Source organism: Oenococcus kitaharae (assembly GCF_025758695.1).
GTDB lineage: Bacteria > Bacillota > Bacilli > Lactobacillales > Lactobacillaceae > Oenococcus > Oenococcus kitaharae_A.
The window spans coordinates 141,367-166,113 of record NZ_JANJQP010000001.1 but is presented as its reverse complement, the minus strand read 5'-3'; the positions used below and the strand labels follow the sequence as shown (position 1 = coordinate 166,113).

Below are 24,747 nucleotides of genomic sequence, written 5' to 3'. Positions count from 1 at the left end.
GGTCTAATTTTTGGCATTGTCATCTGTTCGTGCTACAATTCTATGTGAGTGAGTGGTCACTCACATTTTCAAAGAAAGTGAGTATTAGTATGACACAGATGATCAGTGTTGACGCGAGCCACGTTTATAAAACAATCAAAAGTCAGGTCTTACTAAAAGATGCTGGCATCCAGCTACACCCGGGACAGCTAATGGGCTTAATCGGCCCTTCAGGTGCTGGCAAAACGACTTTAATCAAAGCGATTATGGGTATGACGGCCATTGATTCCGGTCAAATCAAAGTGCTGAGTCAGTCAATGCCAAATCGCCCTATTTTAGCAAAAATCGGTTACATGGCTCAATCAGACGCTTTATACAATAATTTGAGCGGTTTGGAGAACATGCTTTTCTTCGGCCGTTTATTGTCTTTGAAAGGACAAGAATTGTTACAGTCAATTGATTACGCCGCCGGCATTGTCAATCTCACCCATGATTTAAAAAAGCGTGTCAGCAATTATTCCGGTGGTATGAAACGCCGTTTGTCGTTAGCAATTGCCTTATTAGCCGATCCGCAATTATTAATTTTAGACGAACCGACTGTAGGTATTGATCCGGCATTGAGCCTGCAAATTTGGCAGGAATTAAATCACCTGAAAAAGCAAGGCAAATCAATCATTATTACGACGCATATTATGTCTGATGCCGAACGCTGTGATTATTTGGCTTTAATTCGTGAAGGCCGCGTCATCACTGCCGGCACACCACAGGAATTAAAGCAGTTATACCACGTCAACAGCATCGAGGCCGTCTTTTTGGCAGCAGGCGAACAGAATAAGGAGAGTCAGAAATGAAAGCAGTGTTGGCAATTGTTAGTCGCGTCATTTTAGAAATGCGTCACGATAAACGCACGATCGCTTTAATGTTTTTAGCACCTTTGTTCATATTGACACTCATGTTTTTCTTGTTTAAAACGAATTCAGATAATCAAACTCAAGTAGGCTATGAAAATCTGGATAAGACTCTTTTAAGAGCTGTACAGAATAAAAATATCAAGCTGCGCCATTACGCCAGCGGACGTTCGGTTAAGGATTTAATCAAACAAAATAACCTGTCTGCCTTTATCAATCAATCCGGTCATCAGTTGACTGTGACCTATTCAAATAGTGATCTTTCGCAAACTGCCGTAGTTAGACAATCCTTGCAAGTGGCCAATACTAAAATTTTGGTCGCCCACCTAACCAAACTGATTCAGCAGGCCAAGGCTCAAAGCCAGCTTCTCCCTGGAAAAATGTCCGCCACTAAGCAAGCATCGCCCCAGCAATACAAAACCAAAAGCAATTATCTGTACGGAAGCCGCAATTCAACTTTCTTTCAAAGCTTCTTACCTGTTTTTATGGGATTCTTCGTTTTCTTTTTTGTCTTTCTAATCTCAGGTATTTCACTTTTAACTGAAAGAACTTCAGGAACATTGGATCGTTTGCTGGCCACACCAATTCGCCGCAGTCAAATTATTGTCGGCTATCTGATCGGCTATGGCCTCTTCGCCTGTCTGCAGACGCTGCTCATTGTGTTTTATGTCATTTCAGTATTAAAAGTCGAGATTCTCGGTGCTCTCTGGCTGGTCATTCTCATTGATTTGCTGCTGGCTCTGATTGCTTTGGCCATGGGTATTTTTGTTTCGACATTTGCAAGCAGTGAATTTCAGATGATTCAATTCATTCCACTGATCGTTGTCCCGCAAGTCTTCTTCTCCGGTCTAATCCCCGTCGACCATATGGCTGGCTGGCTCCAAGCAATTGCCCATATTATGCCGCTTTACTATGGTGCTTCGGCACTGACAAATGTCATCGAGAAAAATTGGCAGTTAGGCGATATCTGGCAATCATTGGCTATTCTCTGCTTATTTGCCGTTATCTTCATTGCTCTGAATATTGTGGGCATGCGCCGTTATCGGAGGGTCTAAAATGCCGGAAAACGATTTGCAAACAATTTTCGACCAAGTCTTACTGCAGATGCAGGATTTGCCGGAGAAACAGCAGCAGATTCTTAAAGCCAGCTTGGATTTGTTTGCCGAAAAAGGTTTTGATAAAACCAGCACTGCCGAAATTGCAGCGAAGGCTCACGTTGCCCAAGGTACTGTCTATCGGCGTTTTAAAAGCAAGCAAGATTTATTAGCAGCAGTGCTGACACCGATTCTGACAGAAGTTTTCCCTCGAGCAGTCCAAGAATTTGCCGGCCAAAATTTAAATCGCGATTACGATGACCTAGAACAGCTTCTCAATATTGTAGTCTTAGACCGCCTCACCTTCATTCAGGCAAACCACAAAGTATTGAAAATTATATTCACACAAGTATTAACTGATCCGCAGATGCTTGCGCTGTTAAAAGAAAAATTCATCGATACAATTATTGTTCAGGCTGAAAAACCAATACGTATCCTGCAAGCAAAAAAACAGCTCGTCGATTGGCCGGCGCATCGTATTCTTTCGCTGATCGCTGCCAGTATCTTTACGGTTGCAATTAGGATGATGTTATTCCCCAGCAGCAAAATTGATCTTGCCAGCGAGACGCGTTATTTGGTGATTTTCCTCAGTAAAGCTTTATCCAATTCATAAAATCACCTCAAAGGCCGCTAGCCGGGTAGTATAATAAAATTTGCAAACTTGAAACGAAAGGGTTATCTGCATGAAAAAAGTTTATTTCGCCTGTTCTTGGTTCACCGACACACAAGTCGAGAACATGAACAAAGGCATCAGCCTGATCAAGGAAAACGAGTCAATTAACTGGGCACAGTCCTACTACCCCTTAGATCATCAATATAAGGGATTGTCAGTGACAGAACACCCAGAACTGCTTAACGACAGTGAATGGCAAATGGGTACTTTCAACGGTGATGTCAACGGTATTAATACCAGCGACTTGGTTGTCGCAATGTATCTGCCCAATGAAGCTGACGAAGGTATTGCTTGGGAATTGGGTTACGCCTATGCCATCCATAAAGCAGTTGTTCTTGTGGTGCCGGATGGCGAAAATGAAGCCGTTAATCTGATGCCGGCAATGGGTGTCACGAAAGTCATCACAATCAGCCAGCTGAAAGATTTCGATTTTAATAATGTTGTTTACCAGCCATATTACGGTCCTGTTTATTAATTTTTCAAACAAGCATGCCACGACTCTTAATCGCCGGTATGCTTTTTTATAAGTTTTAAAAATTTTGAATCTGTGAAGCAACTTATAATATATTATTACTTGAATCAAATAACTTGTGAAAGAGGCTAATTATATGAATTTGTCAATGGTTACTGATCTTTATGAATTATCGATGGCTAACGGCTATCAGCAGACAATTCCCGATGAAGAAGGCATTTTCGATATCTTTTATCGCCGCGTACCGGATAATGGTAGTTTTGTCGTGACGGCCGGATTGGCACAAGTGATCGACGCGGTCGCCGATTTTCATTTTGACGAAACAGATCTGACGTATCTGGACAGCTTGCATCTCTTCACTGAGGAATTTCTGTCATTTCTGAAAGATTTCCATTTTAGCGGCGAAATGTCTGCCGTTCCCGAAGGCACACCAATTTTTCCAAGAGAACCGATTCTGACGGTCAGAGGCCCGCTGATCCAGGTTCAGCTTTTTGAAACACTCTTATTAAGCATCATTAACCATGAATCACTGATCGCAACCAAAGCGCGTCGAATAACTTATGCAGCTCAAGGCCGTCCCATCATGGAATTCGGTGCACGTCGGGCTCAAGGACCAATGTCTGCGACTTATGGCGCCAGGGCAGCCATTATTGGCGGCTGTGCCAGCACCTCCAACCTGCTGACAGCTAAGTTATTTGATGTACCATCAGCCGGCACGATGGCTCACAGCTGGATCGAAGCCTTTCCTAGCGAATTAGCTGCTTTTGAAAAATGGGCTGAACTTTATCCGGACAATTGTGCCCTACTCGTAGATACCTATGATGTCATCAATTCCGGTGTGCCGAATGCCATTAAAGTCTTTGGTGATCTAGTCAAGCAAGGCCACCAACCGATTGGTATTCGCATAGATTCCGGCGACATTGCCCATTTAGCTAAAATAGCCAGACAAAAATTAGATGATGCGGGTTTTAAAAAAGCCAAGATCACAGCCTCCAACGCCTTAGACGAGACAACCATTCAGTCCCTGCTGTTAAACGAAAAAGCACCGATTGATAACTTCGGTATTGGTGAAAAACTGATTACGAGCGCCAGCGATCCAGTATTAAGCGGTGTCTATAAATTAGTCGCGGTTGTCCATGATGGCCATCTGGTTCCAAAGATCAAGATTAGCGACAGCCGCGAAAAAGTAACGCTGCCGGGCTTAAAAAAAGTTTATCGCTTATACAACAAACAGACTCACGAGGCTTTTGCAGATGTGATTACACTCGCAGATGAAGAAATAACTGCCAATAGTCAGATTTCAGTCCGTTCGGCTGATCCACTAGACACTAGACAGCACAGTTCCTTGCGCGATTTTGATTTCAAAGCGTTGCAAACAACTATCTTTGACCAAGGAAAACCCGTTTATACTTCCCCAACCGTCAAAGAAATTCAGGCCGCGTGTCAAGCAGCGTTAAAAGAGCTTCCTGAAGAGAGTAAGCGGCTATCCAACCCCAATAAGTATCCGGTCTATATTTCAGAAGAACTTGCGCAACTGCAAGATCGGCTGATCGGCATCGATTAATTCTGCCTGCAGAGTGAAAAAGAAAAATTCACAAAGTAGTAAACTATTCTTTAGCGCAGCGTATTGAATAAATTCAATCATTGACGCCATCAATCCATCGGATTGATTCAAAGGAGAATATATGTCGATTTACGATTATGAAGTGACGTTAGAAAATGGCGAATCCTACAAGCTCGATAAGTATAAAGACAAGATCCTCGTCATTGTCAACACGGCCACAAAATGCGGCTTTGCACCACAGTTCAATGATTTAGAAGCAATCTACGAAAAATATAAGGATCAAGGTTTGATGGTCTTAGGTTTCCCTTCCAACCAATTCAAACAAGAGGTTGACTCAAGTCAAGAAGCAGCTCAGATCTGCCGAACAACTTACGGTGTGAGTTTTCCTATGCACGAAATTATTTCAGTTAACGGAAAAAACACATTGCCACTCTTTACATTCCTTAAGGACAATGCACCAGCTCCGGCCGGCAAAATGATTAAGTGGAATTTCACGAAGTTTTTGGTCGATGCACAAGGCAATCCCGTTAAGCGCTATGCACCAGAGACAAATCCTGAGAAAATGGTACCTGATATCGAAGCTTTGCTTAAAGCTAAAGCAGTCTAACGCATGAACAGCATTTCCAAATCCAACATGATTTTCGGAGATGCTTTTTTTATGCAAACAAACTGACCCAGGCGACTAGCGGAATCGTCAGCATACTGAGCAGCGTTGAACTCACGACATATTCCGAAGCACGCCTTCCCTGTCCCGAATATAATTCGGCTAAAGCTGTATTAATAGCACCAGCCGGCATGGCAGCTGCAATCACCATCACACCGAGAATAATTTGATTTTGGATGCCTAATTTTAAAAGCGGCACAAGTACCAAGGGCAGAATCACCAGACGAGTGAGGCAAAACTCATAGAGATCGAGTCGTTTGAATAAGTGCTTAAAATCTGTTTGCGCAAATAAGGCGCCCGTAATCAGCATCGAAAGCGGTGCCGTCATATTACCTAAGTTGCTCAGAGAATCGCTAATTGGGGATGCAATGCGGATACGGGCAAAAAAGAGCAGAAATCCCAGGATGGAGGCCGCAATGGCCGGTGTCAGCAAGAAGGACCGCCACTCGAACTTGGAGACGGATGAATATAGTTTGATACCCAAAGAAAATAGAAATAGATTTGAAAACGCGTTATAGGTCACCAACACAATCAGGCCCACATGCCCGTACAAACTGCCAATAATCGGGATACCGATAAACAGAATATTTGAAAAAGTACAGCATCCAACCCAAATATTTTTCAGATCAGCTTTGATTCTGAAAATTTTCGGCATCAGCAACGCTAACAATAGTGTCACAATCATAAACAGCAAGCTAATAACGGCCGACTCGCCAATGATCTGTGCCGTTTGCCAACTAAAGGGCATCTGACAGCTCATGAGTATTGCGCATGGCAGAGATAATTTCGTCAGCAAGCCTGATAATCCATTAATATGTATTTTTTTAATCCACCCAAGTTTGAGAAGCAAGAAGCCGAACAGCATAAAAATGATCAGCTCCATGCTTTCTCTAAATAATATAATGATCAAATCCAGTCCCTTACCTATCCAACCTCAGAATTCATCCTACGCCATTTCCTAAAAAAGCTTAATCAAAGCGACACCGGCAATCATCAAAACGATACCAGCAATTTGTGCCAAGTCAACCGGATTTTTCTTGGCGCCAAACCAGCCGAATTGATCGACAAGCATGCTGCCGGCAATCTGCCCCAACAATACCACAACCACAGTCAGGCCGGTCCCGATCAAAGGTACCAGATAGGCGTTTCCCAAGACAAATAAAGCACCGACCAAGCCGCCGATCCAAATCCACCAGGGTGCTTTTTTATGACCGGCAGCAGACAAATGATAGCCATGCTCAACAATCAGTACAAGCAGCCAAAGTACCACTGTACCGACAACAAAAGAGACTAGTGCTGATTTTATTGGAGAATGCAAAATAATTCCCAGGTGGCCGTTTATGGCTGTTTGGGTGGCACTGAACATGCCAATAACAATCCCGCTAACCCGCCAAAGCCACCGCAACAAGCGTTCACTGGATGGCAATCTGTCCTGCTGCAGGTCGGTTGCCTTTCTGCTGGCAAGCAAATCCCGCGCCGCCACAGCTAGAAAAACGCCGGCAAGCAATAAAAGTGCACCAACGACCCGTAAAAAACCTAAAGTATGTTTAGGCGAAAAAAACCAGCCAAAATTATCGATCAGCATACTCATGATAATCTGTCCGACAATCGGCATGATGACAGTCTGGACACTGCCCAATTTCGGAAACAATAGAATGTTGCCAGTCAGGAAAATAACGCCAAAAATGCCGCCGGTCCAAATCCAAAATGGCTGGTTAGCCGCTAGAGATAAATTAATACCGATAGCCCCTGAGACAAGCCAGCTGACAATCAGTAAAAATGCCGCCCCAATAGTAAATGAAATCATTGACGAAAGTAGTGGTGATGCTAGTAAAGCCCTGAGACGTGAATTAATTGCGGTCTGGATGGGCAGGCCGACACCGATAGATAGTCCAATTATGATTGCAAACAAAAGTTGATCTCCATTTTCTCCGTGATATAAAAGTTTGTGAAAAACAGTTGTAATTCTAGCACTTACAGCCTTTGTTAAGCAATTTACATTTATATTGCAAAAAATCCCTGTTCCCTCAGCATATGACAAAATCAAGGCAAAATGGCGAATTTTTTCACGTTTGAGTAACCTGCCTTTAACTCTTTTTCAATATAGGCTTTTTACAATGGAACTAGATTATGGGTGCAAAAATTATCAATTCAATAGGAAAAGTTGTTTACGATGCCTCTGATCCAGCTAAACAGATTGCTTATTATAATCTGATCGAGCTATTTGCAAATCGTTATCCGGATCAGGACTTAAAGAGCAACTACTTCCCGGATTTTTCTCAAGAGGCCTGTATGCTCAAGTACGCGGACTCGATTGAAAAATATGGTGTACCAGAACTCGTTTCAAAACTACATCGCTTGCAAAAACAAGCTAAAAATAAGACAAAATAAAGCCCCGTACATCGACAGGGCTGGCATTTATCTTAAACAACTTTTCTAACAAAGGGATCAGAGGAAATGCCTTGACTCAAAATGATCTTAGACCATTCTTTGGCGCTATGCAGCGAATGATCCTTGTAATTGCCGCAGGTCTTAGCACTAACGCCTTGAATATCAGAAAACTTGATCTTATCGACAATTTCCTGAAGCGTCGATTTAAGTGCTTTAGCTACCTCTTCGGTCGAATAAGTGTACCAGGAAATCATATGAAATCCCGTGCGGCAGCCAAAGGGTGAAATATCAATAATGCCGTCCAAGCGGTTACGCATTAAATCAGCAAATAAGTGTTCCAAAGTGTGGATACCAGCTGTTTCAATAGCTGTTTCATTTGGCTGTACCAAGCGCAAATCATAATTGGCAACCGTACCGCCATTTGGTCCTTTTTCTTCAGTGATCAAACGCACATATGGTGCTTTGACTTTTGTATGATCCAATGTAAAACTTTCAACTTCTGCCATAAAAACCTCCAATACAGTTAATGCCATTATACAATCTTGACCGCTAAAGAACACCCTTAGGACTGTTGACCTCTGAAAAAAAGAAGTTAATCGACACATAAAAAAACAGCGTTTCATCGCTGCTTTGATTTGGGATTAAAATTTATATATTTTTAAGAAAGTTTTTTCAGCTTGTTTCAGGGGGATTCAATATTTTAAAGGGAGGGTTGTTCCAAGAGCGATTAAATTGCAATCCGCCCTTGGAACACTTTTGATTATTCATGCGGCAGATTAAAAGAAGATTAAGACAGCATAAACTGAAAGTTAAGCACTGAACGCAACGACCATGTATCCTTAATAAGGAGGACAAAAATGTCAATAATCATTAGTTTTTTAATTCTGCTGCTGATTCTTTTTCTCTCTGAAAAATATGCTAAACCCTACAACATCTATATTGATACTGCAGCTATCATTATTTTCCTGCTTATTTTGGTCCTGCGCTTATGGTGGCTGTTTGTGATGACTGGTCTTGTAATTTACATTTGGGCCTACTTTTCCCGCCATCAACGACCTTCCTCGACTGATTATGAGGAGACTTTCGGTTCTGAGCAAGCACCAAAAGATGTTACACCCACAGATGACGATGAGAGCGACAAATAATGAGTCAATTCAGCAAAACACCGATAGATACGGTGCTAGCAATATTCGTGCAATTATAAGTAAAAAAAACACTGTATTAATTTTCATCAATACAGCGTTTGTCGATGTATGCCCCGAACAGGAGTCGAACCTGCACGAGATTGCTCTCACAGCGACCTGAACGCTGCGCGTCTGCCAATTCCGCCATCGGGGCATTAATACGCGACTTCCTTATTATCGCAAAAAAAAGGACAAAAATTCAATTTTTTTGCTATGATTTTCAAGTAAATTTAATTTTTTAGGAGAAATCGATGTTAAAAGAGTTTAAAGAGTTCATTATTCGCGGCAATGCAATCGATTTAGCGGTTGGCGTTGTTATGGGAGCCGCTTTTACTGCAATTGTTAAATCGATTGTAGATAATTTAATTGGACCGATTATCGCGATTTTTTCTGGCGCTGTTGACCTGTCTGCTTTGAAGTTTTCGATCGGTTCTGCTGTGTTCAGATATGGCCAGGTACTGAACGACATTATTAATTTTGTCATTGTTGGACTTGTGATTTTCTTGATCATTAAAGCAATCAACAAGTTCTTCAAGAAAAATACTAAAGAAGCTGTCAAAGAAGATCCCCAATTAAAGCTGCTAACTGAAATTCGTAATGAATTGAAGAAAAGCAATCAAGGTGCGAACAAGGCATAAACACTGTATAAAACTTGTAACATTTTTCAAGCGCTGTTATAGCGCTTTTTGTATATTGCAAAATTAAGTGCGTGGATAAATCCACAGACTTATCCACCCTTTTATGTTCGCCTAGATGATAAATTAAATAAGAAAAAACTGAAAGCGGGGAGATATGGTGATAATAACAGCAGGGATGATTGGTGTTGGAAAAACGACTTTAACAAAATTGATTTCCGACCATTTGGGCACAAAGCCTTTTTACGAACCGGTGGCTGACAACCCCGTGCTGCCTCTTTATTATTCCGATCCGAAACAATACGGTTTTCTTTTACAGATTTATTTTTTGAATCGGCGCTTTAGTATGATTAAGTCCGCCTTAGCGGATGATAACAATGTCTTAGATCGTTCTATTTACGAAGATGCCCTATTCACCGAGCAAAATCATTTAGATGGCAATATTTCTGATCAGGAAATGTCTGTTTACAATGAGCTGCTAGACAATATGATGTCCGAATTGCAGGGATTAAAAAAGAAAGCGCCGGATTTAATGGTTTATGCCGACACAGATTTCGACACAATTTTGTATCGTATTAAAAAACGTGCACGCCCTTACGAGCAATTCGAAAACAATCCGTCTTTGCGCGATTACTACCACAAAATGTGGGCTGCCTATAAACAATGGTTTGATGATTTCGATAAGTCACCAAAAATGCGCGTTGATCTCCAGCGCTGGAACTTAGAAGACCCAAAGAATCAAGAAGTCGTTCTTTCAATGATCGATGATAAATTAGCAGAAATTCGCGGTGGGAATCACGGCGCGAGTATAAAAATTGCCTAAACAAAAACAGCCTGTTAAGGCTGTTTTTTAATTGCTGATTAATTTTCAATAAAAATGCTTTAGTGAATAACACCCAGAAAACCGAAAATAACCACCACGACGCCCAATATGATTCGGTACCAGCCAAATGCCTTAAAATCATGCGTTTGAATGAATTTCAGCAACCATTTAATGACTACGTAGGCGATGACAAATGACACAACCATGCCTATAAGCAATACAGCAATTTGTTCACCAGAAAACATACCATGATCATGCAGATAAGAGCCAATCTTCAGAACTGAAACACCTAACATTGTTGGAATTGATAGAAAGAAAGAAAATTCCGCCGCCGCCTCACGAGAAACACCGATAGACAAGCCCCCTAATATCGTGGCCCCGGAACGCGAAGTACCTGGTATGATACTTAGTACCTGAAACAAACCAATCTTGATGACGTCGCCTAATGTTAAATGCCCAACAGTGCTAACACGCGGCTTGCGATTCTTTTGGAAATTTTCAATCAGAATAAAGGCAATACCATAAAAAATCAGAGCTGCCGAAACAACTTGCCAAGTCATCAAATGCTGATCCATCCAGTCATTCAGCAAAAAACCAATAACAACCGAAGGAATCACACCCACGACCACTTTGACCCAAGTTGCCCAGATATTAAAACGCTGTTTTTCAGTCTTATCGCTTCCAAACGGCCAGAGTCGACGCCAATAAAGCAGAACAACCGCAATAATGGCACCTAACTGAATCACATATTCAAAAGTCGTGGTGAAAGCTTTATCAGAAGAAAGCTTCACAAATTCATCAACGAGAATTAAATGGCCAGTCGAAGAAATCGGCAAAAACTCTGTGACACCTTCAACGATTCCTAAAATAATCGCTTTTAAAATCTCAAATAACATGTTCTCTCCTTAATCCAGGTTAGCCAACTCATAAATGGCTTGCGCATAAATCGAATCAGCCAGTTTTAAATCATCTATTTCAATATACTCGTTCGCTTGGTGCATGGTCGATTCTCTTTGCGGAAACAGAGCACCGTAACCGACGCCACGTTTCATCAAACGGCCGTATGTACCACCGCCGATTACCTGTTCGTGTCCTTTTTGACCCGTCTGTTCTTCATAAATACGCAGCAGGCTTTTAACCATTGGATCATCAGCAGGTACATAATGCGGCGCTTGAGCAAAACCCTTATTGGCAAATTCTGCCGAAATGCCCACGGGCCGAGTCGAATTGAGTCCTTTCAAAATCGCCGCATTGCTGGTGCTTTTTGGAAAACGGACATTGAGATTGATGTAACTGTCGGCATCTTGCTGAAAACGCATAATGCCGACATTCATCGATAAATCACCCATCAAATCATCATGAGACGCAATACCTAATTGGCTGCCCTTTGGATCTTGATGGGCAATACCGCCTAGATAAGACAAAAAAGCAGCAGCACTTTCTTTGAAACTATATTGGCTTAAGAAATCTGCTAGATAAGTACCGGCGTTTTCACCATCTTCAGGCCAAGCACCGTGTGCCTGCTTACCATTAACCGTCAAACTGATCTGCTGCCCGTCAATAGCAGCTTGTCCGCTCAAGACAGCGTGCTGTGATAAGAAAATTTGAAAATCCTGCGATACTTTTGATGGGGCTGCGGTCTGAATAGTCGCAATCGCCTTTCCAGGTACCATATTTGTCCGTTCACCGGCCTGAAACTTTAGCAGACGAACGTCTCCAGCATTACTGCCTTGAAAATGAATTTCATACTGTGCCAGCCCTTTTTCACCATTAATGATTGGAAACTCAGCATCGGGCGAAAAATCTAGCAAAGGCGCTGGTTCGTGCTTAAAATAATAATCCATGCAGGCCCAGTCGTTTTCTTCGTCAGTGCCCAAAATAAAGCGGACTTTATGTTTGAGAGGCAATGCAAGGTCGCGAACTGTTTTTAGCGCGTGATAGGCAGCCAAAGCTGGGCCTTTATCATCTGAACTGCCGCGGCCATAGAGGCGGCCCTGCTTTTCTACAGCAGTGAAAGCATCCGTTGTCCAGCCGTCTCCGGCAGGCATTTCATCAACATGGGCCAAAAGTGCAATATATTGATCGTCAGCCGATTCAGGTGCGTATTCAACATACCCGACCAAATTAGCCAAATTATGAAATTCAAAACCATCACGTTTTGCAAACTCGCCAAATTTAAGCAGGCCGTCACGCGGTCCAGGACCTAATGGTGCACCATCGGCTGCCCGACTGTCATCTCTGACAGAAACAACAGCAATCAAGTCTTTTAAATCAGCAATCAGTTGAGTCTGATTGGCCTGCACGGCTTCTTTCCAATTAGTCATATCAAGTTAATTCCTTTCTTTAAAAAAACGTGCCGGGATAAAACGCTGTAATAAATCATCGGCAACTTTTAATTTGACCAGCAGCCAGATACCAACTGCGCCGCCTGCTCCAACCGATGGAATCAGAATAATGATCTGAGCGAATCTGGTCAGTGGGAGAAAACTCTCAAGTCCCGCAACAACTAGCCAAGCAGTAACCAAAACTGCTATCGCAATGAGAACTGTTTTGAATAAATCATCCTGTGTGTCTGTGACATCAACCTGATAAAATCGTTTGATAGTCAAAGACAAATAACAGCAGCTGAAAACAAAACCAATTAAAGTACTTAGCATTGCGCCAGTAGCCTGCAGCAAAAAGATCATCGGCAATTGGAAAGCAATCTTCAAAATAAGGCCGTAAAGCAGCGACCTCACCGCTATTCTAGAATGATTCAAGCCTTGGATAATAAAAGCAAGAACTGTAAAAAAACCATAAAAAATCGCAACGACGGCATTCACTCGCAAAAGGCCGACCCCCGCTTGTAGATTTGGGTCGCTCGTTCCGTAAAAAAGAGTATACATAGGCAATGCTACGGCATAAAGACCAAAGGCACTGAGAAACATCGCGACATAAAACAAGCGATAAATATTTTTGATCTGTTTGCGAACGCTCGGCACATCCCGATTGGCATAAGCATTAGAAAGCATAGGCAGACTTGTTTCAGCAATTGCCCCAGCGATGGGCACAATGATCAGCACCAGTTTATTCGCATTCGCATTAAAACGTGCAAACTGCACAATTAATTCTTGGTCAGAAAAGCTGAAGAAACGGTTCATAGCTACAAAAAAAGTATATTGATCAATTAATTGATAAAAAGTGACCGCCGAAGCCACAATAACAAAGGGAATCGATTGTTTGAGAATATGTAGGATCAGCCTGCCAGCCTTAATGTGAATCTTTTTAAGCGACTGCTTGGCCTGCAAAATAAATTGGTTGCGGTGAAGTGAAAAAGCATATAAAAGATATAAGAGCCCCAGCAAAGCGCCCACAAAGGCGGCGAACGTAGACTGTATCACAGCCCCTCGCCAGTTGTCAGCGTTCACGCGCATGACAGCAAAAGTGCCAACCAGCATATAAACAATCCGGGCTAACTGCTCGATAATCTGGCTAATAGCGGACTCCTTCATCATTTGATTCCCTTGAAAAAAGCCGCGGAACATGGACATAATCGGAAAAACAAACACAGCCGGAACCAAAGACCATAATACCGGTGCCAAAGATTGATGCCCAGCAGCTAGGATCGGCGCCAAAAAACCCAAAATCAAAGCTGACAGAATACCTGTCAGCAGTGCCACTTTTAAGCCTTGCCAAAGCAGCCTTAAAGATGTTTGCGCTTCTGAAATGGCGTTGTAGTGCGCCACTAAATTGCTGATTGCTGTCGGAATTCCGGCTGTCGAGATCATCAAAAAGAGTGCATAGATCGTATAGCCCATATTAAACAAGCCATTAGCCTCTGTAGAATATCGGCCGATAATCATTGTCCAAGGAATGATATACAGCGCACCTAAGATACGCGAAAACAAATTGCCAAAACTCAGCCAAGCCGACCCCGCAACCAATTGTTTTTCTAAATTGCCAGCATGAGGTGTTGAAGACTCATGTGATTGTTTTTCCATATTTTCCAAAAGAACAGCTGTTTCCATTCTACTAAAGAAGTGCAATAAAAAAGCAGTTAGTCTTTAGAAAACTCAGCTGCTTCTTCATCAGTCGACAAAACAAAATGTCCAGGATGGATCTCATGCATTGTGCGCGGCTTCCCATCAGTCTCCATTACCGGATCGTAGTCAATCGGCTGCCTAGCTAACTCAACCTCAGGATCCGGAATTGGAATCGCACTAAGGAGACTTTTTGTATAGGGATGGATCGGATGCCCATAAACTTCATCAGATGTTCCAATTTCCAATATTTTACCCCAGTGCATGACTGCAATCCTATCGGAAATATACTTCACCATCGATAAATCATGTGCAATAAACAAATAAGTGAGCTTTTCTTCCTTTTGGAGTTTCTTCATCAAATTCACCACTTGGGCTTGAATCGAAACATCCAGAGCAGAAATCGGCTCATCAGCAATGATGAACTTCGGCCGCACAGCCAAAGCCCTTGCAATGCCGATTCTTTGACGCTGCCCGCCAGAAAACTCATAAGGATAGCGGCTGGCATGATCCTCGTTTAATCCAACTAATTTTAACAACCGTTCTACTTGAGCGTCTCGATCCGCTTTGTCTTTAGCTAAATGATGAATGTCGATACCCTCGGCAATGATATCTTTCACTTTCATTCTGCCGTTCAGACTCGCTTGCGGGTCCTGGAAAATCATTTGCGCATCTTTACGAAAAGTTTTGGCTTCAGCCGAAGATTGTTTTAAGACATCGTGTCCCTCGAACTTAATTTCACCACTTTGTGGTGTATACAATTTCAGGATAGTGCGTCCGATTGTTGTCTTCCCTGATCCAGACTCACCAACTAATCCAAAAACTTCACCTTCATAAATATCAAAACTGACATTATCAATCGCCTTGACTTCATTGGCCTTTCCAGGATTGAAGGATAATTTTAAATTCTTGACTTCGAGAATTTTTTTGTCCGTCATGCTTGATCCTTTCTGGCTAATTCAGCACCAGGCTTTGGGCTAGCCGTTTCTTTGGCTGTTTTTTTCCTGCCGGGAACACCGAATTTAGAAATTTTAGGGAAATTATCTTTCCCAGCAATTTTCTTCCACTTGGCCCAACGTTTTAAAATGGCTGCTGGCGGGGTCACTTTTGGCGCGCGCTTATCGAGCAGCCAGGTAGCTGCATAATGCGTATCGCTGATTTGGAAAAACGGTGGTTCTTCCTCATAATCAATGTCCAAAGCATACTTATTGCGTGCCGCAAAAGCATCACCCTTGGGCGGATCAAGCAGATCCGGAGGCGTACCAGGAATTGAAGAAAGCTCATCCGTTTCAATATCTGTCGTCGGCATTGAGTCCAAGAGCCCCCATGTATAAGGATGCTGAGGATTATAGAAAATTTCCTGTGTGGTGCCATATTCAACGATTTTACCTGCATACATGACGGCTACCTTATCAGCCATGCCGGCAACAACGCCTAAATCATGCGTAATAAAAATAATCGAAGAATCGATTTCAGACTGAATGCCCTTCATTAAGTGCAGAATCTGTGCCTGAATCGTGACATCAAGGGCCGTCGTTGGTTCATCGGCAATTAAAATGTCTGGGTTGCCGGCCAAGGCAATCGCAATGACGGCACGCTGACGCATCCCGCCAGACCACTGGTGGGGATAATCATCAAAATGTTCAGATGCATTCGGAATACCAACCTGTTCCATTAATTTCAAAGCACGGTCAGCAGCCAATTTATCATCGGCATTTTCGTCATGCAGCAAGATAACTTCCATAATCTGTTTGCCAATCTTCATGGTCGGATCCAAACTGGTCATCGGATCTTGAAAGATCATTGCAATTTCGCCGCCACGCAGTTCCTCAAACTCGTCTTCGTCAAACTTCAGCAAATCCTTTCCCTTATAGAAAATATTACCTGCCGAAATTGTTGCATTACCAGCGTTCAAGCCCATAAGTGTATGTGTAGTAACAGATTTTCCAGACCCGGATTCACCAACAATCGCGAGCGTCTGCCCCTGATATAAATCAAAGGAAACGTCACGAATGGCCCGAACCGTCCCCGCATAGGTATGAAATTCTACAGACAAATTTTTAACTTGTAATATCGGTTTTTCTGGCATCATCAATCCTCACTGCTTTTAGGATCAAAAGCGTCTCTTAAACCATCACCAAATAGGTAGAAAGCCAAAGAAATTAATACTAATACGGTACCAGGAATAAAAATAAGATACGGATAGTACTGCAATTGATCTCGAGCATCATTAATCATGGAACCCAAAGAAGATGTTGGTGGTTGAACACCAAGACCCAAAGCGGATAGAATCGCCTCAGAAGTAATAGACTGTGGGATCGTCATCATCAACTGAACGATGATCGTCGAACTGATATTGGGAATAATATGTTTCAAGGCAATTTTGAAGGGCCTTTCGCCTAACACGGTCGCGGCCAGAACATAATCCTGTTCCTTGACCGAAAGAGTTTGGGCACGAATTTGACGCGCCATATTGATCCAGCCGCTTAAAATCAAAGAAATAATAACTGACCAAATGCCGGCACCCAACAGCAAAGTAAACAGCGTCACAATAACAATGAAAGGTACAGAACTCAAAATTTCAATGATACGCTGCAAAACGAGATCGACCCATCCACCTTTCCAAGCTGAATAGACACCATAACTAACACCAATGATTAAATCTCCCAAAGACGAAACCAAAGCAATCGTCAAAGAAATACGCATGCCGACAATCACTCTTTTTGCAATTGAGCGGCCAGTCTGATCAGTTCCTAAGATAAAATTGCGTCCTGCAGGGACATTTTGATCTTCGTAAGGGTCATCGGAACCGTGTTTCCCCTGCCAACCGGGAATCGGCAAACCGGACTTTGGCGGCAGATTTTTATAAATTGAAATTTCATTGGGATTAAAACGATTGGCTTGGTTCTGACTCAAAAATGGAATCATAATAATCGTAAAAACAGAAATCACAATCAGAAACCACATCGAAATAATGGCTGCCTTGTTCTTTTTTAAACGCCGCCATGCATCCTGCCAGAAAGTCAATGATGGTTTTTCAATTTTTTCATTATCAGCACCAGCCTCGATACCGACAACTTGGAAGTTTTCCTCAGCCATTACTTATTTCCTCCAAAACGAATTCTCGGGTCCGCAATCGCAGTCGCAATATCGCCAATTAAAATCATCACCTGAAGCATCACCGTATAGACGATTGTGGTGCCCATGATAACTGGATAATCCTTTGAAGAAATTGAAGCCACAAATTGGTTTCCAATACCAGGGACAGAATAAATTGTCTCAATCAAAGCAGAACCCGTTAGCAGGCCAGCTGTTAAAGGCCCCAGTAGTGTTAGTACTGGAATCAAGGAATTTCGGATAGCATGCTTTAAAATCACCTGCCCCTCATTAAGTCCCTTAGCATAAGCCAACTGGATTTGATCAGAATCTAGGGTCTCTAATGTCTGCGAACGCGTAAAACGAGCAACAAAGGCAATTACGCCCATACCGAGGGCGAGAGTCGGCAGTACACTGGACATCCATGAATCCCAACCGGTAATCGGAAAAATAGGAAAATCAATCGCAAAGAAGACCATCAGCAGCATCGCCAGCAGAAAATCTGGCAGCGCGGTAAAAATCAACGTCACAACACTGAGACTATAATCTGTAGCAGTATTTTTTCTCATAGCTTGCCAAGTACCAACGTACATGCCTAGAGGAACGCCAATGATAAGAGCTTGAAAGCCTAGCTGCATCGAAACCGGCAGACGCTGGCCGATCATCAGCGAGACACTTTGCCCTGTATTAATGTAAGAAGTACCAAAGTCAAAATGCAGCGCATTCACCAGATACTGCCAGAACTGAACCAGGACAGGCTTATCCAACCCATATTGCCGGCTTAAAGCAGCAATTTGAGAGGCTGAGAGCTTTGGGTTATTAAAGGGGGAACCCGGCATCCAACGCATCATGATAAACGTTAGAGCCGTAACCACAAACACAGTTACCACCATCATTGCTATTCTCTTTAAGATGTATCTTGCCATACCTTCGCCCTTTTTTAAATTCAATATGTAGGAGAAAACCTCTTTGAGGTTTTCTCAAAAACAATGTTACTTAGCCTTACTTGCATTCCAGAAATAATATGGTGCACCAGATGAGAAGTACTGAATACCCTTCACATTAGATTTAGAAAGCGTTGCGGCGTTCATCCAATCAACAGGGTTAACAGCTGCCTGATCATACAGAATCTTTTCTGATCTGATCTCGTTTGAAATACGACTCTTGTTATTCAAAGCAAACTTGACAGATGCATTTTGGATCGTCTGGTCGTAAGCCTTATCAGTCCACTTGCCATCGTTATTCGGGCCATCAGTCACAAACATATTCAAGAAAGTCTGTGGTTCAGCATAATCAGCACCCCATGCGGTTAAGAGAACATCGAAGTTCTGGTTGATCGCATCCTGCAGACGCTGTTTGAAAGGTACGAACTTTTCTTTAATCGTTAAACCTGGCAACTGCTGCCATGATTGTTGGATCGTATCAACGGTCGGCTTGGTAGTCGAGGAATCAGCCGATGCTTCAACAGTCAACGTGAGTTTGGACATGCCAAGTTCTTTCATTCCTTGGGCAAACAAACGGCGTGCCCTTGCAATATTGTAAGTGTAAGAGGTTGACTTTGCTGCTGCTTTAGCGAAATCGCCATTCGTATCAGTTAATGCCAAGCCTGCCGGCGTCATACCTGTTGCAGCCGTATCCAAACCTTCAGAGATCGCTTGAGAAATGGAACGGCGATCCGTTGCCAAGTTCAAAGCCTGACGAATCTTCAAGTTGGTCAGTGCTTTAACAGTACCAGTCTGGTTATATTCGATGTAATCTGTCCGAGACTGGTTTTGAATCTTAAAGTCCTTAGCGTTCCGATACTTCTTAATCTGTTCAGGCGTACCGAGTGTTGTCTGATCAAGCTGGCCTTTGTTATAAAGCGCCAGTGAAGCTGTTGGATCCATGATAACTCTGAAATCAACACCATCATTTTTAACAGCTTTAGCATTCCAATAGTTCTTGTTCGGAACCAACTTAAAGCGTTTGTTGGAACCATTCCAACCAACGAAAGTATAAGGACCGCTATAAACTTGACGAGCAGAACTCGTGCCGACCTTCTTGCCCAATGGTGCAACAAACTTCTTGTCTTGAGCGAAGAACACTGGAAAGGCCATCAAGTTTTCAAACTGCGGCATTGGGTGTTCCAAAGTCACAACCAAGGTTGTACTATTTTCAGCTCTAATGCCCAATGAATTCAAATTCTTGTTCTTGCCGGAATTGATCGCATCAGCATTCTTAATGCCTGAATAGATATAAGCATATTGGCTCGCCGTCTTAGGGCTGACCGTGCGACGCCATCCATATACGAAGTCGGATGCTGTCAGTGGATCACCGTTGGACCACTTTAGACCCTTACGCAGATTGAATGTCCAAGTCAAGCCGTCTTTTGAGTGTGACCAAGTCTTTGCCAAACCCGCTGCAGGAGCACCATTAGCTTTTCTTGAAAGCAGACCTTGCTGCACGTTACCAGCAACTTCAAACGCATATTGATCTGTCATCTGAGACAAATCCTGCGTCGTCATATCAGTGGGCAAATACTCGTTCAAAGTATTCGTACTTGCTGATGATTTACCATTGCGTGTCACGCCATATACAACGCCGCCAATAACGACAACGGCAACGACTGCAGTGACGACAGCCTTCTTACCTGTTGACCATTTTTTCTTTTTTGCCATTAAATTTACTCTCTCCCTTTCAAAATTTTATCTTCCCTTAAAAGTGAAAATAAAATTGCATTATTATATGCGCTATTTTGCTAAAAAATCAAGTCACGAATTGTCAAGATTTAACAATTTAGGAGAATAGAAGCCGATACAACAAGGATTGAGAAATTTTTTACTTTGTCCGATGAGCGTCCATGTAGTAGTAACTGGCACCCGATGAGAAGAAGTGAATGCCTTTAACCTTCGGGTTGTGAAGCTGAGCTGAGTTGACCCAGTAAACAGGGTTAACAGCGGCCTGATCATACAGAATCTTTTCAGACTCGACTTCGTTTGCAATCCGCTTCTTGTTATTCAAAGCATATTTAGCAGATGCATTGGTGATTGTCTGGTCATATTGTTTGTTTGACCAGCCGCCATCATTATTTGGTCCGCCTGTGACAAACAAATTCAAGAATGTCTGGGCTTCAGCATAATCGGCATACCAAGCAGCTAGCATCACATCAAAGTTGTGGTTTGTCTGGTCTTGCAGACGCTGTTTAAATGGCACGAGCTTTTCTTTGACGGTCAAGCCAGGCAACTGCTGCCATGCTTGCTGAATCGTATCCAAACTTGGCTTTGCGACTGCAGAATCAGAAGTAGCTTCGATCGTCAGCGTAACGCTTGTTAAGCCTAATTCTTTCATGCCTTGCGCAAACAGTTTCTTGGCTTTAGAGACGTTATACGTGTAGTTAGTACCCTTGGCAGCGGTCTTGGCAAAGTCTGCGCCTGTATCTGTACGTGCTAACCCTGCTGGTGTGATACCAGTTGCGGCTGTATCCAGACCTTCGGAAATAGAGTCAGCAATACCGCTGCGGTCTGTCGCCAAATTCAGAGCCTGACGAATCTTCAAGTTGGTCAGTGCTTTAACTCTGCCAGTCTGGTTGTACTCGATATAGTTCAAACCAGATTGAGGGATAACCTGCAGCGCTTTAGAATTCTTGTACTTTCTGATCTGTTCGGGTGTGCTCAAAGTAACTGAGTCCAGCGAACCTTTGTTGTAAAGAGCCAAAGAAGCCGTTGGATCAGTAATAACACGATAGTTAACACCATCATTTTTAACCGCTTTAGCATTCCAGTAGTTTTTGTTTGGAACTAACTTAAAGCTCTTATTGGAACCATTCCAACCGACAAAACGGTACGGGCCGCTATAGACTTGGCGAGCAGAACTGGTTCCGACCTTCTTGCCCAAAGGTGCTTCAAATTTTTGATCCTGAGCAAAGAACACTGGAAAGGCCATCAAGTTTTCAAACTGCGGCATTGGGTGCTCCAAAGTTACGACCAGTGTCGTCGCACCCTTAGCTGTAATACCCAAAGAACTCAAGTCTTTATTTTTACCAGAATTGATCGCATCAGCATTCTTGATGCCAGAATAGATATAAGCGTACTGGCTGGCCGTCTTAGGGTTAACCGTACGACGCCAAGCATAAACGAAATCACGCGCAGTCAGCGAATCACCGTTTGACCACTTCAAACCCGGACGCAAATGGAATGTCCATGTCAAACCATCTTTTGAATGGGACCAAGTCTTGGCCAAGCCGGCTTTAGGACTGCCGTCAGGATTACGTGATAGTAGTCCTTCTTGTGCGTTTCCAGCGACTTCAAAAGCATAACTATCAGTCATCTGCGACAAATCCTGTGTCGTCATATCGGCACCAAGATATTCGTTAATAACGTTCGTTCCTGTCGCTGACTTGCCATTGCGCGTCACCCCATAAACGACACCGCCAATGACAACAACCGCAACTACGGCTGTAATCCCGACCTTAGCACCAGTCGACATTTTTTTCTTTTTTGCCATTAATAATCTCTCCTCCGCTTCTAATTTCACCATCACAGTGAAAATAAAATTGCGTCATTATATGCGCAGCAAAAGTCGAAAATCAAGTATTATGTCAGCTTTTCTAACAAAAAATACGTACTTTTCGTAGGCAGTTTTGACCTAAAAAGCCCAAAAAAGGCAACTGTAACCGCTTAATAAGAAATTATTACAAATAAAAAAGATTCTCATTGAGAATCTTTGACTGCTAGTTTATTTCACGACGATATTAATTATCTTTCCAGGGATTGCAATCACTTTAACGACCTGCTTACCTGCTAATTGTTTTTGAACTTCCGGATCCGCTTGAGCCAGTTCAGCTAACTCCTGAGACGATATTTTGACTGGACTCGTAATTTTAGATCTAACACGCCCATTAATCTGCACAGCCATTTCAATCTGTTCCTCTGCTAAAGCCGAAGAGTCGTAGGCCGGCCAGGCAGCATAGGTAATCGTTGCCTTATGCCCCATTCGCTGCCAAAGTTCTTCGGTTAGGTGCGGTGCAACTGGATTAAGCAATTGTAAAAAGGCATCCATATATTTTTTAGGCAGTTGATCATTTTTAAAACATTCGTTGACAAAGACCATCATTTGCGAAATCGCGGTATTAAAATGCATTGCCGAGTAATCGTCAGTTACTTTTTTAACCGTTTGATTATAAATTTTGTCCAGTTTGCCATTATTTTCATCAACAATCGCAGGATTAATACCTTCTCCGTCATCCGTAAAAATACGCCAAACACGATCCAGATAACGGCGAATACCGGCGAGGCTGTCAGTGTTCCAAGGCTTGGATTGTGTTAATGGTCCCATGAACATCTCATAGACACGTAACGCATCAGCCCCATATTCAGCCACAATATCATCAGGATTGACAACATTTCCCTTGGACTTAGACATTTTTTCATGATTTTCGCCAAGAATCATGCCCTGATTGACTAATTTCTGGAATGGTTCTTTAGTTGGCACAACGCCGATATCATATAAGAATTTATGCCAAAAACGTGCATACAGCAGATGCAAAACAGCATGCTCGGCCCCACCAACGTAAAGGTCAACATTCATCCAATACTTCAGTTTTTCCGGATCCGCTAGTGCTTGATCATTATGCGGATCAATATAGCGCAAGAAATACCAAGAAGAACCGGCCCATTGCGGCATTGTATTGGTCTCCCGGCGGCCCACAACACCGTCTGCACGTGTTACTTTCAGCCATTCCGTATCGTTTGCTAATGGCGATTCGCCATTGCCGGACGGCTTCATTTGTTCTTGATTGAGATGCGGCAGACGCAAAGGCAGCTGGTCTTCGGGAACCAAGGTCTGAGTGCCGTCTTCCCAATGAATCACAGGAATCGGCTCACCCCAATAACGCTGACGCGAAAAAATCCAATCGCGTAGTTTGTAATTAACCTGTCGATGACCAGCTTTGTTTTCCTGCAGCCAATCAATCGCTTTAGCAATGGCACTTTTTTTGTCCAAACCATCTAAAAAACCAGAATTGATATGCAGGCCATCCCCTGTATAGGCTTCTTTTTCAATATCGCCACCGGCAATGACTGCTTTAATTGGCAGCTGAAACTTTTTAGCAAAATCATAATCACGCGTATCATGTGCCGGCACAGCCATAATGGCACCCGTACCATAACTAGAGAGCACGTAATCAGCGATCCAAATTGGTAATTTTTCTCCGTTAATGGGATTAATCCCATAGGCACCCGTGAAGACACCAGTTTTTTCTTTAGACAAATCAGTTCGTTCCAAATCGGACTTGGAGGCAATCTTAGCCTGGTAGGCAGCAACCGCGTCCTTTTGTGCACTGGTCGTAATCTGTGAAACCAGCGGGTGTTCGGGAGCTAAAACCATATAAGTAGCGCCAAAAAGCGTATCAGGCCGAGTCGTGTAAACTTCGACTTGCGTGTTTTTGTGACCATGAACCTTAAAAAACACCGAAGCACCAACCGACTTGCCAATCCAATTACGCTGCTGTTCTTTGATCGCTTCGGGCCAGTCCAAATCGTCCAAATCACTAAGAAGCCGATCAGCATATTTGGTAATTCTTAAGACCCACTGCCGCATGGGAACACGGTAAACGGGATAACCGCCACGCTCTGTCTTTCCGTCAATGACCTCCTCATTAGCAACAACGCTGCCGCCTCCCGGAAAATCAGGCGCCCAGTTTACCATGACTTTGTCTTCGTATGCTAGGCCTTTTTTATAAAGCTGTTCAAAAATCCACTGAGTCCATTTATAGTATTCGGGATCGGTTGTATTGATTTCACGATCCCAATCATATGAAAAACCCAGCGATTTAATCTGCGTTTTGAAATGTTTGATATTTTCATTTGTGAAATCGGCCGGGTTGTGTCCAGTCTTGATTGCGTATTGTTCAGCCGGCAGGCCAAAAGCATCCCAGCCCATTGGCTGAAGCACGTTAAAGCCCAGCATCCGTTTGAAACGCGCCATAATATCTGTCGCTGTATAAGATTCCGGATGACCAACATGCAGCCCTTGTCCAGATGGATATGGAAACATGTTCATGACATAATATTTTTTCTTGCCGGAACTTTCCGGAGCCGTTTTGAAGGTCTTGTGTTCATCCCAATAGTTTTGCCACTTTTTTTCAATGGTCTTGTGATCGTAGCTCATAAATTCCTCTCTTTTCTCAAATGCCAGACAAAAAAATCCGCCTGTAAATAATCACAGGACGGATTTTCCGCGGTACCACCTGAATTCGCTGACGCGCAC

General features: G+C 42.9%; 23 protein-coding genes and 1 tRNA gene. 10 read left to right on the top strand and 14 right to left on the bottom strand.

From position 1 onward, the window contains the following. The first annotated feature begins 89 nt into the window (after positions 1-89). From NRF22_RS00890 to NRF22_RS00865, 6 genes are all read left to right on the top strand, one after another. On the top strand, positions 90-830 hold the full coding sequence (locus tag NRF22_RS00890) for an ABC transporter ATP-binding protein (RefSeq protein ID WP_263778750.1): 741 nt from the start codon (positions 90-92) through the stop codon (positions 828-830). Then, positions 827-1,942, top strand: a complete 1,116-nt coding sequence (locus NRF22_RS00885) for an ABC transporter permease (protein WP_263778748.1) — start codon at positions 827-829, stop codon at positions 1,940-1,942. Before NRF22_RS00890 ends, NRF22_RS00885 begins: the two co-directional genes overlap by 4 nt. Before the next feature lies 1 nt (position 1,943). Further along, a complete protein-coding gene (locus tag NRF22_RS00880; protein ID WP_263778747.1) occupies positions 1,944-2,594 on the top strand; it encodes a TetR/AcrR family transcriptional regulator in 651 nt (216 codons plus the stop codon). 70 nt (positions 2,595-2,664) lie between these two features. After that, entirely contained in the window at positions 2,665-3,129 is a 465-nt protein-coding gene (locus NRF22_RS00875; RefSeq protein ID WP_263778745.1) for a nucleoside 2-deoxyribosyltransferase, read from the top strand. Positions 3,130-3,262: 133 nt separating this feature from the next. After that, a complete protein-coding gene (locus NRF22_RS00870; RefSeq protein WP_263778744.1) occupies positions 3,263-4,690 on the top strand; it encodes a nicotinate phosphoribosyltransferase in 1,428 nt (475 codons plus the stop codon). Positions 4,691-4,811: 121 nt separating this feature from the next. Further along, positions 4,812-5,297, top strand: coding sequence for a glutathione peroxidase (locus NRF22_RS00865; protein ID WP_263778742.1), 486 nt, complete (start codon positions 4,812-4,814; stop codon positions 5,295-5,297). Between the two features lie 49 nt (positions 5,298-5,346). Here the strand turns inward: NRF22_RS00865 and NRF22_RS00860 are convergent, their stop codons facing one another. Together NRF22_RS00860 and NRF22_RS00855 are read right to left on the bottom strand one after the other, a co-directional pair. Further along, complete coding sequence (locus NRF22_RS00860) at positions 5,347-6,237, bottom strand: AEC family transporter (RefSeq protein WP_263778741.1); 891 nt, start codon at positions 6,235-6,237, stop codon at positions 5,347-5,349. A 75-nt stretch (positions 6,238-6,312) separates the two neighbouring features. After that, a complete protein-coding gene (locus NRF22_RS00855; RefSeq protein ID WP_263778740.1) occupies positions 6,313-7,266 on the bottom strand; it encodes a DMT family transporter in 954 nt (317 codons plus the stop codon). A gap of 218 nt (positions 7,267-7,484) precedes the next feature. Here NRF22_RS00855 and NRF22_RS00850 point away from each other — a divergent pair, with 218 nt between their 5' ends. Then, positions 7,485-7,745: a hypothetical protein gene (locus NRF22_RS00850; RefSeq protein ID WP_263778739.1), complete on the top strand. Its 261-nt coding sequence runs from the start codon at positions 7,485-7,487 to the stop codon at positions 7,743-7,745. 32 nt (positions 7,746-7,777) lie between these two features. Here the strand turns inward: NRF22_RS00850 and NRF22_RS00845 are convergent, their stop codons facing one another. Next, positions 7,778-8,251 carry an S-ribosylhomocysteine lyase gene (locus tag NRF22_RS00845; protein WP_263778738.1) on the bottom strand — a complete coding sequence of 158 codons (474 nt, stop codon included), beginning with the start codon at positions 8,249-8,251 and terminating at the stop codon, positions 7,778-7,780. 351 nt (positions 8,252-8,602) lie between these two features. On the opposite strand from NRF22_RS00845, the gene NRF22_RS00840 reads away from it, so the two are divergent. Continuing rightward, on the top strand, positions 8,603-8,890 hold the full coding sequence (locus tag NRF22_RS00840; protein WP_263778737.1) for a hypothetical protein: 288 nt from the start codon (positions 8,603-8,605) through the stop codon (positions 8,888-8,890). A gap of 109 nt (positions 8,891-8,999) precedes the next feature. Here NRF22_RS00840 and NRF22_RS00835 read toward each other — a convergent pair. Further along, positions 9,000-9,083: transfer RNA gene (locus tag NRF22_RS00835), tRNA-Leu, on the bottom strand. Positions 9,084-9,180: 97 nt separating this feature from the next. Between NRF22_RS00835 and mscL the strand changes: the two genes are divergently transcribed. Together mscL and NRF22_RS00825 are read left to right on the top strand one after the other, a co-directional pair. Continuing rightward, a complete protein-coding gene (gene mscL / locus NRF22_RS00830; protein ID WP_263778736.1) occupies positions 9,181-9,567 on the top strand; it encodes a large-conductance mechanosensitive channel protein MscL in 387 nt (128 codons plus the stop codon). A 154-nt stretch (positions 9,568-9,721) separates the two neighbouring features. Then, positions 9,722-10,387, top strand: coding sequence for a deoxynucleoside kinase (locus NRF22_RS00825; RefSeq protein ID WP_028291697.1), 666 nt, complete (start codon positions 9,722-9,724; stop codon positions 10,385-10,387). Between the two features lie 59 nt (positions 10,388-10,446). Here the strand turns inward: NRF22_RS00825 and NRF22_RS00820 are convergent, their stop codons facing one another. From NRF22_RS00820 to leuS, 10 genes are all read right to left on the bottom strand, one after another. Continuing rightward, complete coding sequence (locus NRF22_RS00820; protein ID WP_263778734.1) at positions 10,447-11,283, bottom strand: undecaprenyl-diphosphate phosphatase; 837 nt, start codon at positions 11,281-11,283, stop codon at positions 10,447-10,449. 9 nt (positions 11,284-11,292) lie between these two features. Further along, positions 11,293-12,711: a dipeptidase PepV gene (gene pepV, locus NRF22_RS00815; RefSeq protein WP_263778733.1), complete on the bottom strand. Its 1,419-nt coding sequence runs from the start codon at positions 12,709-12,711 to the stop codon at positions 11,293-11,295. Between the two features lie 6 nt (positions 12,712-12,717). Next, positions 12,718-14,394 carry a polysaccharide biosynthesis protein gene (locus NRF22_RS00810; RefSeq protein WP_263778732.1) on the bottom strand — a complete coding sequence of 559 codons (1,677 nt, stop codon included), beginning with the start codon at positions 14,392-14,394 and terminating at the stop codon, positions 12,718-12,720. Positions 14,395-14,423: 29 nt separating this feature from the next. Beyond that, positions 14,424-15,344 carry an ABC transporter ATP-binding protein gene (locus tag NRF22_RS00805; protein ID WP_263778731.1) on the bottom strand — a complete coding sequence of 307 codons (921 nt, stop codon included), beginning with the start codon at positions 15,342-15,344 and terminating at the stop codon, positions 14,424-14,426. Next, the gene (locus tag NRF22_RS00800) at positions 15,341-16,495 is read right to left on the bottom strand and encodes an ABC transporter ATP-binding protein (RefSeq protein ID WP_263779259.1); all 1,155 of its coding nucleotides are present in this window, start codon (positions 16,493-16,495) and stop codon (positions 15,341-15,343) included. Before NRF22_RS00800 ends, NRF22_RS00805 begins: the two co-directional genes overlap by 4 nt. A 2-nt stretch (positions 16,496-16,497) precedes the next feature. Continuing rightward, entirely contained in the window at positions 16,498-17,505 is a 1,008-nt protein-coding gene (locus NRF22_RS00795; RefSeq protein ID WP_263778730.1) for an ABC transporter permease, read from the bottom strand. Continuing rightward, a complete protein-coding gene (locus tag NRF22_RS00790) occupies positions 17,505-18,428 on the bottom strand; it encodes an ABC transporter permease (RefSeq protein WP_263778729.1) in 924 nt (307 codons plus the stop codon). Before NRF22_RS00790 ends, NRF22_RS00795 begins: the two co-directional genes overlap by 1 nt. A gap of 66 nt (positions 18,429-18,494) precedes the next feature. Continuing rightward, positions 18,495-20,159, bottom strand: coding sequence for a peptide ABC transporter substrate-binding protein (locus tag NRF22_RS00785; protein ID WP_263778728.1), 1,665 nt, complete (start codon positions 20,157-20,159; stop codon positions 18,495-18,497). Between the two features lie 160 nt (positions 20,160-20,319). Beyond that, positions 20,320-21,984: a peptide ABC transporter substrate-binding protein gene (locus tag NRF22_RS00780; protein ID WP_263778727.1), complete on the bottom strand. Its 1,665-nt coding sequence runs from the start codon at positions 21,982-21,984 to the stop codon at positions 20,320-20,322. A gap of 231 nt (positions 21,985-22,215) precedes the next feature. Then, entirely contained in the window at positions 22,216-24,648 is a 2,433-nt protein-coding gene (leuS, locus tag NRF22_RS00775; protein WP_263778726.1) for a leucine--tRNA ligase, read from the bottom strand. Between the last annotated feature and the right edge of the window lie 99 nt (positions 24,649-24,747).

What these genes read in the sequence shown, in the direction of transcription:
- NRF22_RS00890 (WP_263778750.1), top strand. Translation starts at nt 90, where the DNA reads ATGACACAGATGATCAGTGTTGACGCGAGCCACGTTTATAAAACAATC.
- NRF22_RS00885 (WP_263778748.1), top strand. Translation starts at nt 827, where the DNA reads ATGAAAGCAGTGTTGGCAATTGTTAGTCGCGTCATTTTAGAAATGCGT.
- NRF22_RS00880 (WP_263778747.1), top strand. Translation starts at nt 1,944, where the DNA reads ATGCCGGAAAACGATTTGCAAACAATTTTCGACCAAGTCTTACTGCAG.
- NRF22_RS00875 (WP_263778745.1), top strand. Translation starts at nt 2,665, where the DNA reads ATGAAAAAAGTTTATTTCGCCTGTTCTTGGTTCACCGACACACAAGTC.
- NRF22_RS00870 (WP_263778744.1), top strand. Translation starts at nt 3,263, where the DNA reads ATGAATTTGTCAATGGTTACTGATCTTTATGAATTATCGATGGCTAAC.
- NRF22_RS00865 (WP_263778742.1), top strand. Translation starts at nt 4,812, where the DNA reads ATGTCGATTTACGATTATGAAGTGACGTTAGAAAATGGCGAATCCTAC.
- NRF22_RS00860 (WP_263778741.1), bottom strand. Translation starts at nt 6,237, where the DNA reads ATGGAGCTGATCATTTTTATGCTGTTCGGCTTCTTGCTTCTCAAACTT.
- NRF22_RS00850 (WP_263778739.1), top strand. Translation starts at nt 7,485, where the DNA reads ATGGGTGCAAAAATTATCAATTCAATAGGAAAAGTTGTTTACGATGCC.
- NRF22_RS00845 (WP_263778738.1), bottom strand. Translation starts at nt 8,251, where the DNA reads ATGGCAGAAGTTGAAAGTTTTACATTGGATCATACAAAAGTCAAAGCA.
- NRF22_RS00840 (WP_263778737.1), top strand. Translation starts at nt 8,603, where the DNA reads ATGTCAATAATCATTAGTTTTTTAATTCTGCTGCTGATTCTTTTTCTC.
- mscL (WP_263778736.1), top strand. Translation starts at nt 9,181, where the DNA reads ATGTTAAAAGAGTTTAAAGAGTTCATTATTCGCGGCAATGCAATCGAT.
- NRF22_RS00825 (WP_028291697.1), top strand. Translation starts at nt 9,722, where the DNA reads ATGGTGATAATAACAGCAGGGATGATTGGTGTTGGAAAAACGACTTTA.
- NRF22_RS00820 (WP_263778734.1), bottom strand. Translation starts at nt 11,283, where the DNA reads ATGTTATTTGAGATTTTAAAAGCGATTATTTTAGGAATCGTTGAAGGT.
- pepV (WP_263778733.1), bottom strand. Translation starts at nt 12,711, where the DNA reads ATGACTAATTGGAAAGAAGCCGTGCAGGCCAATCAGACTCAACTGATT.
- NRF22_RS00810 (WP_263778732.1), bottom strand. Translation starts at nt 14,394, where the DNA reads ATGGAAACAGCTGTTCTTTTGGAAAATATGGAAAAACAATCACATGAG.
- NRF22_RS00805 (WP_263778731.1), bottom strand. Translation starts at nt 15,344, where the DNA reads ATGACGGACAAAAAAATTCTCGAAGTCAAGAATTTAAAATTATCCTTC.
- NRF22_RS00800 (WP_263779259.1), bottom strand. Translation starts at nt 16,495, where the DNA reads ATGCCAGAAAAACCGATATTACAAGTTAAAAATTTGTCTGTAGAATTT.
- NRF22_RS00795 (WP_263778730.1), bottom strand. Translation starts at nt 17,505, where the DNA reads ATGGCTGAGGAAAACTTCCAAGTTGTCGGTATCGAGGCTGGTGCTGAT.
- NRF22_RS00790 (WP_263778729.1), bottom strand. Translation starts at nt 18,428, where the DNA reads ATGGCAAGATACATCTTAAAGAGAATAGCAATGATGGTGGTAACTGTG.
- NRF22_RS00785 (WP_263778728.1), bottom strand. Translation starts at nt 20,159, where the DNA reads ATGGCAAAAAAGAAAAAATGGTCAACAGGTAAGAAGGCTGTCGTCACT.
- NRF22_RS00780 (WP_263778727.1), bottom strand. Translation starts at nt 21,984, where the DNA reads ATGGCAAAAAAGAAAAAAATGTCGACTGGTGCTAAGGTCGGGATTACA.
- leuS (WP_263778726.1), bottom strand. Translation starts at nt 24,648, where the DNA reads ATGAGCTACGATCACAAGACCATTGAAAAAAAGTGGCAAAACTATTGG.